The sequence below is a fragment of the Enterobacter sp. SORGH_AS_0287 genome, assembly GCF_031453695.1.
GTDB classification, from domain to species: Bacteria; Pseudomonadota; Gammaproteobacteria; order Enterobacterales; family Enterobacteriaceae; genus Enterobacter; species Enterobacter ludwigii.
Genome location: NZ_JAVIZW010000001.1, coordinates 4,692,299 through 4,705,918, shown reverse-complemented (window position 1 = coordinate 4,705,918; position 13,620 = coordinate 4,692,299). Strand labels below are relative to the sequence as shown.

The window sequence follows — 13,620 nt, the reverse complement described above, 5'->3', positions numbered from 1 at the left end:
CTACTTGCGTAGCGATAAAATTGCCCGTGCGGTTTCAGCACGGTTAGCAATTTGTATTTTTTGTATTGCAGCATCCACATCTTCACCACTTTTCTTATTCAATTTAATCAGAAACTCAACAGGTAATAGCGAAGTTAAATTTTCAAGTTTTGATTCAGACCAATTGATGGTTGCAACAACCCCTTCAATTCGCTTAATCATTAGGTTGTTAAGTAATTCTAAACGCTCTGGCTCAACGGTTATATAACCAATCGGCAGGGTTAATGCACTATCAGAATTAGGTTGACCGTGGTATTGCACCAAAGCAATCACATCGGGAATTAAGAGGATCTCCAAACGATCAAACTTAGCCTCCGAAGTAAGGCCAATACCGGTTGGAAAACGACCTAAGTGTCGCTTACGTTCTTGACGTTTCTCACCTTCATCAGCACTTGGATGTAAAAGCGAAATGCGACCAATCTTATCATCGGAATAATTGCCAAGTATGTCGCCTAGATCGCGAGTAAAACGCGAAAGTTGACTGCCATTAGCTCCCCACAGTGGTACTTTACTGCTATACCACAGCGCTTTTGGAGCTGTTTTACCTACATAATCACGTAATGCATTATGCAACATACTAATGAACAGCTTAGAGTTGTGCGGTAAATAAATAGCCCCTAACATACCGGTAGTCAATGAAGTACCGTAGCCAGTTTTCCGTTGTTCGCGAGCCTCTATCCAGCCGGAATAGTCGAACTTATAACCATTAGCAAATTGTAACAATACTTTATCATTTGCTAGTTTACAGAAATCTTCACAGTCGATACCAAATTCATCTAGTTTATGTTCTCCCAAAAAATCTGCGATATGAGCCTCCAGCTCGTTTGAAAGCGGCAGCCGGGTGTTACCTAAATATTCATAGGAGCGAGTAAACTTCTGCGGCTCAATGCTACCAGCAGAAGCATCGTAGCTAACCTCTATCTCTATTGGGAGCTGCACCATCTCATGCGAACTACAGCCCATTATCTTATATAATCTAGTCCTTTGACGCTCATACTCGCTGTTGCGGCTGAGCAAAAGATGGTGGCGAAACTGTGAGCTAAAAGCCTCTGTTACCGCAGCAGCATCTCCCCCGATCTGATGCCGAGGCAATAGCTCTGGCAGTCCAGAAGTAAAACGACGATTCGGTTGCGGTTTACATATCGAAAGAGTTAGTAGATCGAATGCCACTTCCTCCGTACGTTCTTGATACTTAACTAAACTTGGCCTCCCACCATTACTAGCTGCATGCTTACGTAGAAATGAGCTAGCCTCAATATGCCCATCAGGGTTAATGTTGATCAGTCTGTTAGCCAGCAAGCCATCAAGCAATACCTCTCGCTCATGATCGGTTAGACCAAAGTAATTTTGTAACTCGCTGGGATAGAGCTGATCAAAAATCAGCAGCAAGCGACATGCAAACTGTTCAATTCCAGGCATCAGTTTTTCAGTGGTCAAAGCGCAGTTGATCTTGTAACTACGCGCAGGTAGTAAAACGGTAATCAGATTACCCAGACGTGGTTCTGACATTAGTTGTTATCTCCAAGCAGACTTTGACCACACAGGATTTGGTAGTTGGGTTCATCTACGGCAACCTGTTTACTAATAAATTCATGAACGTTTCCAAGGGCTGAATCATTATTGGTCTTTGACCACATACGCCTAGCTCCCAGAATCAATAACCTTTCTTGAGCTCGCGAAATAGCAACGTTTATTCGCGGCGCATCGCGCAGGAAACCTTGTAGTTTGTTGGGATTATCGCGAACCAGACTGAGAATAATTATCTTGTTCTCCTGGCCCTGATATGAATCAACGGTATCGATCTTAATCAAACCACGTAACGATGCTGCCCATTCAGCCCGACTGATAGCATTGTCAATTTCCTCTTTTTGCTGACGATACATAGTGATTATACCAATAGGATATGGCTGCTCTTGTATTATCCCATTCAGCCCGACTGATAGCATTGTCAATTTCCTCTTTTTGCTGACGATACATAGTGATTATACCAATAGGATATGGCTGCTCTGTGGTAATAGTTTGCTCAAGCTGTGCAATGCAGTCATCGCTCGACAATGACTGCAAAGCCTCTAACAGTAGCCGGACTTCTCGTTGATTATAGTAACGGCCATTACCCTTTTGCTCTTCTGCACCGGCTTCATTAGGGCTCGAACTATCGATCCAAGTAACAGTTTTGTTCCAAGGACTTGGTAACTCGGAATACCAATCTGGCGAGACTTTCCTCGATGAATGCAATTTACCGATATCTTGAGCGTAAAAGCACTCCGATACTAACTCGCCAATTGGTTCTACCATTCGATATTGAGTATCGAGCGTTACGCCGTCTGTTGCTTTAAAAGCACGTTCAAAATCAGACTCGTAAAAGATCCCTTTCCCGAGTTCTAACTTCTTAGAGGCTAACTTAAGATGCTGTTGATGATAGAATGGTGGCAATTGTTTATGATCCCCTACCAGCAACACTCGCTTGCCTGATTGCAGCGCTACCATCAATTCAGCAGCTTGTGCTCGGCCAGCCTCATCAACTATTACCCAATCAAAACTGGACTCAGCTAGCTCTAGTCGACGATTCCCAACACCAACAAGAGTTCCGCAAACCAATCGCTTACTTTTGAACATAAATCGATCAAATCCAGCCTCGCCGCCGCGTAATACATCCATCCACTCTTGGCTCATTTCCAATAACTGCATAAAACGTTCAAGGTTCTCTGGATTGTTATAACTGCATTGTATGGCAATTTGCTCAGCCAACTGTCTTATCAAGGTCTCATCATAGACAAGAGTTTTCTGCAAGCTGTCATCGAATATTGAGTTAATAATTTCTTGTGTTCGCAGTTTAAGCTGATTGCTTTGTTCTAATAATTCAGTCAGTCGCTCTTGATGACTAATACTACTGCTCTTTGTCTGGTCTACTTTATCCAGCTCACGGCTATATTGGCCATATGTCACCATCAAGGGATTCAGCGTACGATGTAACTGACATAACTGTTTGACTAATAATGGAGCCATCCCTAGACGCTTTCCTAAGGAGCTAACTCGCAGGTCATATTCACGGTGAAATTTATGCTGAATCTGTCGCTGAAGAGCTTTAGTTGCAACACTTAGCATACCCTCATCAATCATAAGTTCATTACCAATACGTACTGTATCCAGTTCCATTCCTTTTGTATGGCAGAGCTCTCGAGCCTTGATGGCTACATTATCAACAGACGCATGGGATTGGCCGACCAGAAGAATATTATTCACACCGCAATGTTGATACAGATAGTGAATAAATTTTGAAATAAAGGTTGTTTTACCTGTACCTGGCGGTCCCTGGAGAACTCCAACAGGTCCCAACTCGACCAACTGCTGAAACGCCATGAGCTGCTGATCATTAAAACGTTGTCCAGGCTGATCATAAAGCTCGCGTAATGTCTCCGCGGATGGCCGCGGTTGCATTTGCTGCATACAGGGTTTCTGATGGTAATCAAAATACTGTGGCAGATGCTGGATCTCTGCTTTGTTTTCAATTACTCGTTGAAGGGCTCTTTGACGCAACTCTCTTGATGATTTGTCACGGATCGACTCCAATTGTAGCTGGCTGCCGCTACTAATTCGCTTACGAGCAGCATCGAAATCAAAGCGAATAGCCAATAGATTCGGCGTAGTCTCACTTAGCCGCAGCTCCCCTAACTGCACCGATTCACGCTTATCTTTAATATAAACAATGATCTTATCATCAAGTTCAAAGCTGAGGTCAGCACCGGATTCCGTAGTATATGGGTAGAGTAAGCAACCACTTGGTGATTCCTGAAAGTCAGTTGAATCGATGTTGACTATATCTCGTAGGTCTACTTCTGTGTCAGACAATGCCTGCCACAACTCAACTGGACTTGACTCACTGCTATCGAAGTCATCTTCATCCATCTCTTGATTAGGATTAGCTCGCTCAATGATGGCGTCAATTACTGGCTCGAGATTAAACAGTAGTTCAATAAAAGTATTACGCTGATTAAGTGAGCCACGCTGTAATGAAAGTTGAGTATTAATTTTAGCCTGGGAATATTTTCCAGCCTTTATACTTTCTTCGATCGATAATCCTTTTTCATACACTATTCTATTAATAGTGCGATTATCAGGATCCAGGTCTACCAATAGCCGCTCACCTAGGCCAGTGATGTAACAACGCAATTCATGCGCAAAGCGTGGGTTAGCTGACCAGTTACATTGAAAATGATAGATCCCATCATTTTGTTCTAGAAGCTTCACTTCTTGCGGCCAATCATCTGCGCCCCAGCAAACAGGAATTACATTATCCTGTAACTCAGACTCCACAACTTGCTTAATCTCAGCTTGTTCCGGTGCTCGAAGTGACTGCAGCAAAGGATCGAGCGCGATAGGTATACCGTCAACGGTTTGCTTTGCACGTTCTAACTCAGCTTGCAGCAATACTGGCATATCATCACTAAATAGCTCCTCCACCATACGATATACTGCAAAGCAATCTCGCCCAAAAGCATCAGTACTTTCAGGATTATCTGGCTGGTAGCGATTATCTGCAGTTAATTCATCACTGAATTCAAGCAATCCAATCAGGGTAATTGCTGTCTGCTCCCCGACTTGTACCAGCAGTTTCTCTGGGCAAAGATCTCCATGAGGTAACTGCTTTTCATGAAAAGCATGAATGGTGTTGATCAACGTCTCCGCTATTGTGAAACGTTGGGATTGTTCTAACACGTTCTCAGCAATAAACTGTGACCACGGTAGACCATCCACATACTCGCTCACTACATACAAGCCGCCTTGTCCTAATAGTCCACAGGACTGCACCTTAGGAGTTGGCAGATTAATATGCGTAATCTTATCGATTCGCTGCTTAAAAGCGTGGATACGGCGGTTAACACCAGGTTGCTGAGGATTCAAAATCACGCCATCCCACAATTTTACCTGCAGGGCTTTCCCACCTTGTTCACAGTGATAACTGATGCTGCCAGTCGTAGCAATAGCAGCAAGAGCAGGGTAAACCATAGACAACTGTTCAGGAAGCGGAGGAAATTCAATTAACACACCAACGCTGTTCATCCCTTCGCGAAAGAATTTGTTTTGCTTTAACTCTTGATAAATCTGGTTAGCTTCATCAAAGTCTTGGCTATGTTCCTTAGTAGCCGCATTAAACTCATTGAGCATTATGTCCGCACGTGGAAAGCGTTTACTTGGCTCAAGGTTAAGAGCTTGTTCAAACCAGCTGTTTAAAATACCGCTAAAAGGATCAGTTAATGGAGCTCGCCATTCAGGCATCTGTCCAGGAGTTAGTAATGATTCGCCTGCAAAACAAATACGATAAGCAATTACAGCCAACATGAATACATCTAGGCGATAGGGCTCAACTGCCTCTTCAAAAGCATCTTCGGGCAAAGTATATGGAGCACTTTGCAATGTCGGACGTAATGCCTCCAGGCTATTATGTCCCTCCAGCGAGGCTGCGCCAAAACCAGTAACGACAATGCTCTTTTGATCCCCTGCGTACCATAGATTGTGCGGGTCAATATCACAATGACCGATACCTAGGCTATGTAATTCAGAAAATGGAGCCAATAATGCACGAACGCGATCAATACGATCAGACTTACTCCATCCGTCAGCTTCGCTATCTAGTATCTCATCCAATCGGCTAAAACTACGGCGTAACTCATACAGCTCACGGGCATCATCAGTTATATCCTCCTCGGATAGTTCCCTTACCGCACGCAACATATAATCCTGCATAGTTGCACTGCCATGACGAACTAAGCGACCTACTCGAGTCTCACGCAGAGCTATCTCAGTCCACAATGTTTGCATTGCGTTTGCTACCCCCAGGGCATCAAAGTTCCACTGACGTAGCAGACCTCTGTGTTGACTATTATCTTTGTGGGTAGCCCTGAATTCGTTGTAGACCATGTGAGGGTGACTAAAGAATGGCTTATCGTTCGCAAGATAACCGCTTTCTTTAAGTGGTAAAGGCCTGACTTTTGGGCCTTCAAAGAAGGACTTAATGATCGGTAATGCCTCATCTGAATTTGGCCGAGGCTTCCCCCCCTCAAAAAGGTGAGAAAAGTTAGTGTCTTGCACCAGCTTTTCGTAATTTTTGGGGTTGCCTATAGTCAAGAATTCATCACGGGTATGAACATAGCGACTCTCACTTGATGGCAAGTTCTCAGGACCTGCAGTGCCACACAGCACTACATGAGCCTCAACATGCAAAAAGTAACCCAACTTACGAGATAGCTCTTCCTGCAACAAATCTTTTAGTCGCAGTGCATGCTCACGCTTGATCTGATAGGGACTTTTGCCTCGTGGCTTACCATTTTGCAGCCACTTCCCCCCTTCGTATGTGATGTTACCATTCCACTCTTTAAGCTCGACTAATAGCAGCCGGTCAGCAGTAATAATTAGCGTATCGATTTCCATCGATCCTTGGCTATCAGTAACAACCAAGCCAGCATAGCCAAACCAACTATCTGGTAACTGCTTAACCATCATATCAACTGTTTTGGTTTCGCTGCGGTGCAGGCCTGCACCACCTACTATCTGATACTTCACGTTTTCTCCTGCACCACTAAATTTTTGTTGGTGGTAGTCAAGTAAAATGGATGTAGTTATCTCAGACATTGCATAGATTGTGCCTGCCTGATCCTAAAAAATGTAATTATGAAAGGGAACGCCAGAAATTTTATACCGTTCGCAAAGAGAACGCATTCCAAAACTTTTCAAATATATATCATCATCTTGAACATATCACTATAACGGCGAATCCATAAGGATTCGCCGTTTTTGTTTTCTTTGTTTCAAGAGATACCATGAATAATCTGGGAGGGTTGCAGCCCTTGTAGGGCTCACTTAAGGGCTTACCTGAATGGGCCTCAGAACGGGTCATGAAGCAAATTCGTCAGCTCACAAACTACGAGCCAGTTATCAGCATTATGGGAAAACAGGGGCAGGAAAATCGTCGCTGTGCAATGCCCTGTTTGGCGGTGAAGTGTCGCCGGTCAGCGATGTTGCGGCCTGTAGACGTGAACCTCTGCGCTTTCGTCTGCAAGTCGGTGAGCGCTATATGGCGCTGGTGGACCTGCCCGGAGTGGGGGAAAGTGGTGCACGCGATACTGAGTATGCTGCGTTGTACCGCGAACAGCTACCCCGGCTCGACCTTGTGCTGTGGCTGATTAAAGCTGATGACCGGGCACTGGCAGTGGATGAGCATTTTTACCGTCAGGTGATTGGTGAAGCATACCGGCATAAGGTGCTGTTTGTTATCAGCCAGTGAGACAAAGCAGAACCTACCAGCGGAGGAGAACGATTATCCACAGAGCAGAAGCAAAACATCAGCCGAAAGATCTGCCTGTTGCATGAGCTGTTCCAGCCCGTGCATCCGGTATGTGCCGTGTCCGTCCGACTACAGTGGGGACTGCGGGTGATGTCCGAGCGGATGATAAAGTACCTGCCGCGTGAGGCCAGCAGTCCGGTTGTGGTCCAGCTCAGTACGCCACTTCGTACCGATTTCGTTAATAAAAAAGCCCGTGACGATTTTGGTGAAACAGTCGGCTCGGTACTGGATACAGTAACTTCCCTGCCCCTGATACCGGCCCCGGTTCGGGCAATCATTCAGGCTGCACACGACACCGTGGTATCGGTCGCTCGTGCCGTCTGGAATTTCTTTTTCTGAACACTTAACCCTTCTAACCCGTAGTTTCCTGAGCCCTGCCGCGACTTTGCGGCGGGGCTTTTCGTCTTTATTTTCCATCATGAGGAGTCTGCTTATGACCCGTCTGGCTTCGCGCTTTGGCGCAGTAAATCTTATCCGTCGTGACCGTCCGTTAACCCGCGAAGAACTGTTTCTTGTGGTACCCAGCGTTTTCAGCGGGGACAAACACGAATCCCGCAGTGAACGATACACATATATACCCACCATCTCTCTGCTGGACAGTCTGCAGCGGGAGGGCTTTCAGCCGTTCTTTGCCTGTCAGACCCGCTTGCGTGATCCGGGTCGTCGTGACATACGAAGCATATGCTGTGCCTGCGTCGGGAGGAGCAGATTACCGGTAAGCAGGTGCCGGAAATTATTCTACTCAATTCTCACGATGGCTCCAGTTCGTATCAGATGCTACCGGGACTATTCCGTGCGGTATGCCAGAACGGACTTGTCTGCGGTGAGTCGTTTGGCGAGGTGCGGGTGCCGCACAAAGGAGATGTCGTAAGTCAGGTGATTGAGGGGGCGTATGAAGTGCTGGGTATTTTTGACCGTGTGGAAGAGAAGCGGGATGCCATGCCGCGTCTGGGAGCCCGTCTGGTACAGGAGGGGAACCAACTGCATTATTTGGCTGACCAGGCCAGTATCACCGGTAAATTCAGTGACGCCGAATGCCGGAAGCTGGATGAAACATTCCCGCACTTTATCAGCCAGATGGAATCGATGCTGACCACTGGTGAAATGAATCCCCGCCATGCCCACTGTGTCACCCTGTACCACAACGGTTTCACCTGCGAAGCCGATACCCTTGGTAGTTGCGGCTACGTATACATCGCTGCTTAACTAATTTCACGAGAGCAAGCATGAACACTCTACCTGCTACAATTTCGCCGGCGGCGAAGCCCTGTCTGTCGCCAGTGGCTGTCTGGCAAATGTTACTGACACCCCTGCTGGAACAACACTATGGCCTGACACTGAACGACACGCCGTTTAGTGATAAAACAGTTATTCAGGAATATATTAATGCTGGAGTATCGCTCAGCGATGCGGTGAACTTTCTTGTCGAAAAATACGGGCTTGTCCGTATCGACCGAAAGGGATTTTCATGGCAAGAGCAGAGCCCGTATCTTTCCGTAGTGGATATTTTGCGAGCAAGACGCTCTACCGGCTTGCTAAAAATTGACGTGAAATAAACGCTTAAATACAGAGCAGACTAAAGGAAAGCAAAATGCTAATCTCGTAGACAAAGAGACTCCTGCTGTAATCTCCCCTCCCCTGCAAAAACCCTGACATTTTCTTTTAGGACCAACAATGGGACCAAAATGAAAATTGAATTGATTATTAGCACATATAAAACAAACAGTTATAAAACCAATTCAGACTCCGCCAGCCCACCAAAATTCTCCATCGGTGATTACCAGAGTCATCCGATGAAGTCCTAAGAGCCCGCACGGCGCAAGCCCTGCGGGCTTTTTTTGTGTCTGTCGTTGTCCGAGGGCAACCAGCTTAATCCAGAGAAATTGATGCAGCTTTCGCGTTTAGGAAAAGGGCTCGTCGTGCCCTCGATTGCAATTTCTGTTTACGAAATTTATACCGCTGAGAATAAGGTCTCAGAATCGGGGCGGAAAATAGCGATAAACGCCGCAGGCGGCGCAATGGTGGGATTGATGTGTGGGCCAGATGCATCTGTTTGTGTACTTATTGGTGGTTTTGTCAGCGGTGCTCTTGCAGTATGGGAGATGGGGAGTGTGTGGAATTGATTATGCAGCAGGTTAATTTAATATCTCTGGTAAAGGGTCAGGAAGCGACAGGTTTATCCCAGGCGCAGCCTAACGTAGTGATCAATGGCAATAGCACAGACATTATTGTACCAGGGCAAATACTGGAAGCAGCTGTTCAGGTTAATGATCATCGCTATATCTTTTTTTAACGGATGACATTATTTTCGAGGAGTCACTGACAATTGCTCTTATCGATGTTAAGGATAGCGTTAAAGAAATCGTCCGTTTGGGTAATGAGTATTCGACGGGAAGTTTTGAGGTATTATCCGTTACAGTAGCTAGTATCAATTTCAGATTCATTGGTAATTTTCTCTCGACAGTGAACACCGTCGACTCCCCGCGCTTAAGGCTTCCTTTTGGTTCAGACCCCAAGGTGTAAAACGAGAGGCTGGCCTGAAAAAATACATGACGATTTCAGCCACTCCTGCGCCAGAGAAAGTTCGTTGATGCGACTTTCTGCAAAGCGCAACGTCAGTACGTTAACATTGTAAAGGCAACGACAAGACCTCTTATTATGTAGCTCGTAAAGCTACATTCTCCTGGAGGTGCCAATGTCTATTCACACGCTCAATTTATCCAGGCATAAGTCTGGAAAAACTCAGTAAATCAACATCCTTAACAGAATCTACAGTTCCGAAATTACACCACCCGCGTATACTGCATTCACGCCACCGAAAAACACCTGAACGCAAAAGGATTCGCACCCATGACAGCGTCCTCAAACCGCATCGCAAGCCAGGCTATCGTGGCTCTCACGTTTTTGCTCAGCGGCTGCGTTTACCATGATTATCCCTCCCCTCGTATTGAGGGCACATTGAATAACGCAGGGAAACCGCTGCCCCGGGTAACCGTTTCGTTATTGGAATTCGACCGACAAATAGCCACGACACAAACGGATAATAACGGGTATTTTTCTTTCGTACCGCAGGGAGACTGGCATGTTTTTATACCCATCGGACCGCAAGATCGCCTGAGTAGCTGGACACTGACAACAATCGACCCTCAGGGACAAAAACGCGATATTTACACCTCCCAACGCTTTGGCGGGCCTTTTTCAGGCTATTCCAGGAACGACAACGTGAAACTGTTATGCGAACTCTCCCCAACAAGCGGGGAGAGTCAAAATATATTTTGCGAAGCTCAGTGAGTTAATTAACTTTACTCATGGCCAAAAGCCACCAGTAATAGGGATATGCACGCCCCTGGTACACGGCATTGAACCTGAAAATAATTAATTCCTCTGCGTAACTAAATACGCTTTACGGTATAACGCCAAAATAACATTACAGTTTTTTCCTAAAGCCACGCCGCTTCGTCTGTGCCATGCTGAATCACGCTCATAACCGATAACGTTAAATGAGGATATTATGAAAAAAACAATTATCGCATTATCTGCCGTTCTGCTGGCTTCCCCAGTATTTGCTACGACCACACATGCAACTGACGATACCGTCGCTGCGGCGAAGGCAAACGCCAACGACGCGAAGCAAAAACTGCACGAAGAGCAGAATAAAGGCGAAGAGCTGAAGCTGAAACAGAAGCATGCTGCAGAGGGTAAAACCGAAAACTTAAGCAGCAAGGTCAGCGAAGATTCCCAGAAAGCCTGGCATAAAACCAAAGAAGGCACCGAGAAAGGGTGGGATGCCACCAAAGAAGGTGCTGAGAAAGGCTGGAATAAGACCAAAGAAGGTGCCAGCGAGCTGGAAAAGAAAGTCACTGAGTAATCCCTTCGAAAGGCCGCAGACGCGGCCTTTTTTATTCCCTCCTGCCCTGCTCCCTGCAGACTAAACTTGACTCAGGGGGACTCCATCATGAACAGCAAACACACCGCACCTGAAACCCAGGGCGTTACCGTTGAATTACTCTCCGTCGTCGATCTGGGTCCGGAAATAGCGGGCATGGTCGGTCGTCAGCTTCGCATGCGCAGAGTCACTCTCGCTCCCGGCGCGGTCTTTGGTCCGGTGCATAATCATATCGACAGACCCGGCACCGTATTTATCCTTGAAGGTACCATCACCGATCATCGTCACGGTATTGCGACTGATTACGGTCCCGGTGTCGGCTGGCCGGAAGATCACAACACGGTCCACTGGCTGGAAAACCGGGGTCCGGTAACCGCCGTCGAGATCTCGGTGGATATTATTAAGACGTCCTGACGCCTAAAAGCCGAATAGATCCCCGGGGTTGCGCGTTAACGCCTTGCCACCCCTAAAGAGATCCTGAGATGCTGCGACGCCTGGTTATTCTGTTCGTGTTGCTCTGTCCGCTGGCGCAGGCCGCCCCGCAGAGCTATACCATTGATACTGAAAACACCGCCATACGGTTATCCTGGCACGCCTTCGGGGGGATCCTCTCCTGGGCCAAATTCAGTGGCGTCACGGGTTCCGTAACGCTTAACCCGGATAAGGATATCGATGACCATATTCATGTCACCCTTCCAGTGGCCACCCTGGTTGCCTCAAACAGCCTGCTCACCTGGCAACTGAAAAGCGACATGTTTTTTGAATCTGAACGTTATCCTGTTATCGAATTTATCAGCTCACGCGTGGTCGCTCAGGGTTCAGGAACGTTCAGGGTGTTCGGAACATTGACCGTACGCGACATTGCCCGCCCGGTCATTCTGGACGCCGTCGTGAAAGATCCGCACGCGCCGGTCCTCACGCTGGATGCGACGACGACCATTTCACGCGCGGCCTACGGCATGGATAAATTTGCGCTGGTCGTTGATGACAGGATTGCCATCACCATTGCGATTCAGGCTAACGGTATCCCATCATCCTGAAATCAGGCTTTGCAGCTGCTCTGCATTGCCCCGCAACTGTGGGAGCGGGTTGCGGCCGATCAGCACAAACTGATATCCCGCTTTCTGCCACCACACCAGGTTCATGTCGTGCCGCTGTTCCTGTTGAGCGGCTGTCGTTGTCTGCTCTGTCGGGGAGATACACAGCGCCATTGGGCCGTAGTCGGCATTTATCCAGGCTATTTGCGCGATAGAGGTGGTTTCATAGCGCAGCATGCGGACCATTTTAAGCTCTGCTCCATGCAGGATAAGCTGTGACGCCTGAAGTTGCAGGCCGATATCCTGCGCTGCCCGTTCCAGCCCACGCTGCAGAACATGCGGCGCGCTGTCCATATCCAGCAATGTCTCGACGCTGTAAAGCGACATGTATTGCGCTTCGAGGTCACGAATATGGGCGTTTTCATCAGAAGGTGCGAAAGCGGGTCGCAACCCATATCCCACGCCGGAACCGACCACCAGGAAACTGACCGACGCGGCAATGAGTGCGCGCCGGCTTACGCCAGCCGGGGTAGCGGGCTTCGGATCGGGCAGTTCCGCCAGCCGGGCCTGCATCTTCTCCAGAGGAGCATCATCCAGCATAGCGCCAAACGCGCCGGGGTAATCCGCATTGCTTTTCATTAACTCGGCGGTCCGCCCGGAGAGGCGCTCGTCACGTCTCAACTGTTCTTCAAATTTTTGCGCGTCGGCATGACACATCTCGCCATCTATCCATGCCACGATAGCCTCATCGTTATAGGGCGCTGTAAAACGGTGCGCGTTCAAGAGCGTTTCTCCTTAACCGGGGGCAAGGCATCGGCAGACGCTGCCAGCGTTGCCCGTGCCGTCGCCAGTCGGCTCATTACGGTACCGATCGGCACCGCCAGGGTGTTCGCGGCTTCCTGATAGGTAAAGCCTTCGACATACACCAAAAAAACCGTGTTGCGCTGGGCTTCCGGGAGCGCGTTGACGCGCTGCATCACCTTCAGGTAATGCAGGTGCGTCTCATCCTGTTCACGGGTATCCGGTGCCAGAAGCTCGTCGCTGGCGACAAACCCCTGCCCCTGACGAACATGGCGTGCCCGAAGCTCAGAGATCCAGATGGAGTGCAATATCGCAAACAGCCACCTGTCGATACGCGTACCGGGCATGTACTGACTGCTTTTTTCAAGCGCGCGGACGCAGGTGGACTGAACCAGCTCTTCGGCGACATCCCTGTTTCGCGACAACACCAGCCCATAACGCCAGAGACGTGAGAGGTGTGCGGCTAACTGTTGGCGAACCTCACGGGTAGCGATGTGTTTTCCCTCCACGAGAAA

Annotated in this window: 13 protein-coding genes and 2 pseudogenes; 10 read left to right on the top strand and 5 right to left on the bottom strand. The window is 47.9% G+C overall.

All coding sequences use genetic code 11. The features are described from left to right. The 3 genes from QE396_RS22400 to QE396_RS22390 are packed head-to-tail and all read right to left on the bottom strand — an operon-like array spanning nt 1 to nt 6,669. Nucleotides 1–1,548, bottom strand: a complete 1,548-nt coding sequence (locus QE396_RS22400; protein ID WP_020883904.1) for a hypothetical protein — start codon at nt 1,546–1,548, stop codon at nt 1–3. Next, entirely contained in the window at nt 1,548–1,922 is a 375-nt protein-coding gene (locus tag QE396_RS22395) for an AAA domain-containing protein (RefSeq protein WP_309952528.1), read from the bottom strand. Before QE396_RS22395 ends, QE396_RS22400 begins: the two co-directional genes overlap by 1 nt. Further along, nucleotides 1,894–6,669 (bottom strand): AAA domain-containing protein, encoded by a 4,776-nt coding sequence (locus QE396_RS22390; RefSeq protein WP_309952526.1) that lies wholly within the window; start codon nt 6,667–6,669, stop codon nt 1,894–1,896. The genes QE396_RS22395 and QE396_RS22390 overlap by 29 nt, the downstream gene beginning before the upstream one ends. Before the next feature lie 188 nt (nt 6,670–6,857). Between QE396_RS22390 and QE396_RS22385 the strand changes: the two are divergent. From QE396_RS22385 to QE396_RS22340, 10 genes and pseudogenes are all read left to right on the top strand, one after another. Beyond that, nucleotides 6,858–7,720: pseudogene (locus tag QE396_RS22385) on the top strand (GTPase family protein). Nucleotides 7,721–7,814: 94 nt separating this feature from the next. After that, nucleotides 7,815–8,332, top strand: a pseudogene (locus QE396_RS22380) (DUF932 domain-containing protein); the annotation flags it as partial. Beyond that, complete coding sequence (locus QE396_RS22375; RefSeq protein WP_050583617.1) at nt 8,321–8,587, top strand: type IV toxin-antitoxin system YeeU family antitoxin; 267 nt, start codon at nt 8,321–8,323, stop codon at nt 8,585–8,587. The pseudogene QE396_RS22380 and the gene QE396_RS22375, both read left to right, overlap by 12 nt. 20 nt (nt 8,588–8,607) lie before the next feature. Further along, on the top strand, nt 8,608–8,937 hold the full coding sequence (locus tag QE396_RS22370; RefSeq protein WP_309952524.1) for a TA system toxin CbtA family protein: 330 nt from the start codon (nt 8,608–8,610) through the stop codon (nt 8,935–8,937). A 330-nt stretch (nt 8,938–9,267) separates the two neighbouring features. Continuing rightward, nucleotides 9,268–9,504: a hypothetical protein gene (locus tag QE396_RS22365; protein ID WP_050583616.1), complete on the top strand. Its 237-nt coding sequence runs from the start codon at nt 9,268–9,270 to the stop codon at nt 9,502–9,504. Nucleotides 9,505–9,506: 2 nt separating this feature from the next. Beyond that, nucleotides 9,507–9,674, top strand: a complete 168-nt coding sequence (locus QE396_RS22360) for a hypothetical protein (RefSeq protein ID WP_230075041.1) — start codon at nt 9,507–9,509, stop codon at nt 9,672–9,674. A gap of 557 nt (nt 9,675–10,231) precedes the next feature. After that, nucleotides 10,232–10,672 carry a carboxypeptidase-like regulatory domain-containing protein gene (locus tag QE396_RS22355; RefSeq protein WP_020883897.1) on the top strand — a complete coding sequence of 147 codons (441 nt, stop codon included), beginning with the start codon at nt 10,232–10,234 and terminating at the stop codon, nt 10,670–10,672. Between the two features lie 220 nt (nt 10,673–10,892). Further along, nucleotides 10,893–11,249 (top strand): hypothetical protein, encoded by a 357-nt coding sequence (locus tag QE396_RS22350; protein WP_047366113.1) that lies wholly within the window; start codon nt 10,893–10,895, stop codon nt 11,247–11,249. Nucleotides 11,250–11,336: 87 nt separating this feature from the next. Further along, nucleotides 11,337–11,681, top strand: a complete 345-nt coding sequence (locus QE396_RS22345) for a cupin domain-containing protein (protein WP_025203422.1) — start codon at nt 11,337–11,339, stop codon at nt 11,679–11,681. Nucleotides 11,682–11,749: 68 nt separating this feature from the next. After that, nucleotides 11,750–12,307 (top strand): YceI family protein, encoded by a 558-nt coding sequence (locus QE396_RS22340; RefSeq protein WP_047366114.1) that lies wholly within the window; start codon nt 11,750–11,752, stop codon nt 12,305–12,307. Here the strand turns inward: QE396_RS22340 and QE396_RS22335 are convergent. After that, entirely contained in the window at nt 12,299–13,087 is a 789-nt protein-coding gene (locus tag QE396_RS22335; RefSeq protein WP_047366115.1) for an anti-sigma factor, read from the bottom strand. The genes QE396_RS22340 and QE396_RS22335 overlap by 9 nt on opposite strands. Next, nucleotides 13,084–13,614 carry a sigma-70 family RNA polymerase sigma factor gene (locus QE396_RS22330; RefSeq protein ID WP_080346980.1) on the bottom strand — a complete coding sequence of 177 codons (531 nt, stop codon included), beginning with the start codon at nt 13,612–13,614 and terminating at the stop codon, nt 13,084–13,086. The genes QE396_RS22335 and QE396_RS22330 overlap by 4 nt, the downstream gene beginning before the upstream one ends. Nucleotides 13,615–13,620: the final 6 nt, after the last annotated feature.

What these genes read in the sequence shown, in the direction of transcription:
- QE396_RS22370 (WP_309952524.1), top strand. Translation starts at nt 8,608, where the DNA reads ATGAACACTCTACCTGCTACAATTTCGCCGGCGGCGAAGCCCTGTCTG.
- QE396_RS22400 (WP_020883904.1), bottom strand. Translation starts at nt 1,548, where the DNA reads ATGTCAGAACCACGTCTGGGTAATCTGATTACCGTTTTACTACCTGCG.
- QE396_RS22365 (WP_050583616.1), top strand. Translation starts at nt 9,268, where the DNA reads ATGCAGCTTTCGCGTTTAGGAAAAGGGCTCGTCGTGCCCTCGATTGCA.
- QE396_RS22360 (WP_230075041.1), top strand. Translation starts at nt 9,507, where the DNA reads ATGCAGCAGGTTAATTTAATATCTCTGGTAAAGGGTCAGGAAGCGACA.
- QE396_RS22340 (WP_047366114.1), top strand. Translation starts at nt 11,750, where the DNA reads ATGCTGCGACGCCTGGTTATTCTGTTCGTGTTGCTCTGTCCGCTGGCG.
- QE396_RS22345 (WP_025203422.1), top strand. Translation starts at nt 11,337, where the DNA reads ATGAACAGCAAACACACCGCACCTGAAACCCAGGGCGTTACCGTTGAA.
- QE396_RS22355 (WP_020883897.1), top strand. Translation starts at nt 10,232, where the DNA reads ATGACAGCGTCCTCAAACCGCATCGCAAGCCAGGCTATCGTGGCTCTC.
- QE396_RS22350 (WP_047366113.1), top strand. Translation starts at nt 10,893, where the DNA reads ATGAAAAAAACAATTATCGCATTATCTGCCGTTCTGCTGGCTTCCCCA.
- QE396_RS22395 (WP_309952528.1), bottom strand. Translation starts at nt 1,922, where the DNA reads ATGTATCGTCAGCAAAAAGAGGAAATTGACAATGCTATCAGTCGGGCT.
- QE396_RS22375 (WP_050583617.1), top strand. Translation starts at nt 8,321, where the DNA reads ATGCCGCGTCTGGGAGCCCGTCTGGTACAGGAGGGGAACCAACTGCAT.
- QE396_RS22390 (WP_309952526.1), bottom strand. Translation starts at nt 6,669, where the DNA reads ATGTCTGAGATAACTACATCCATTTTACTTGACTACCACCAACAAAAA.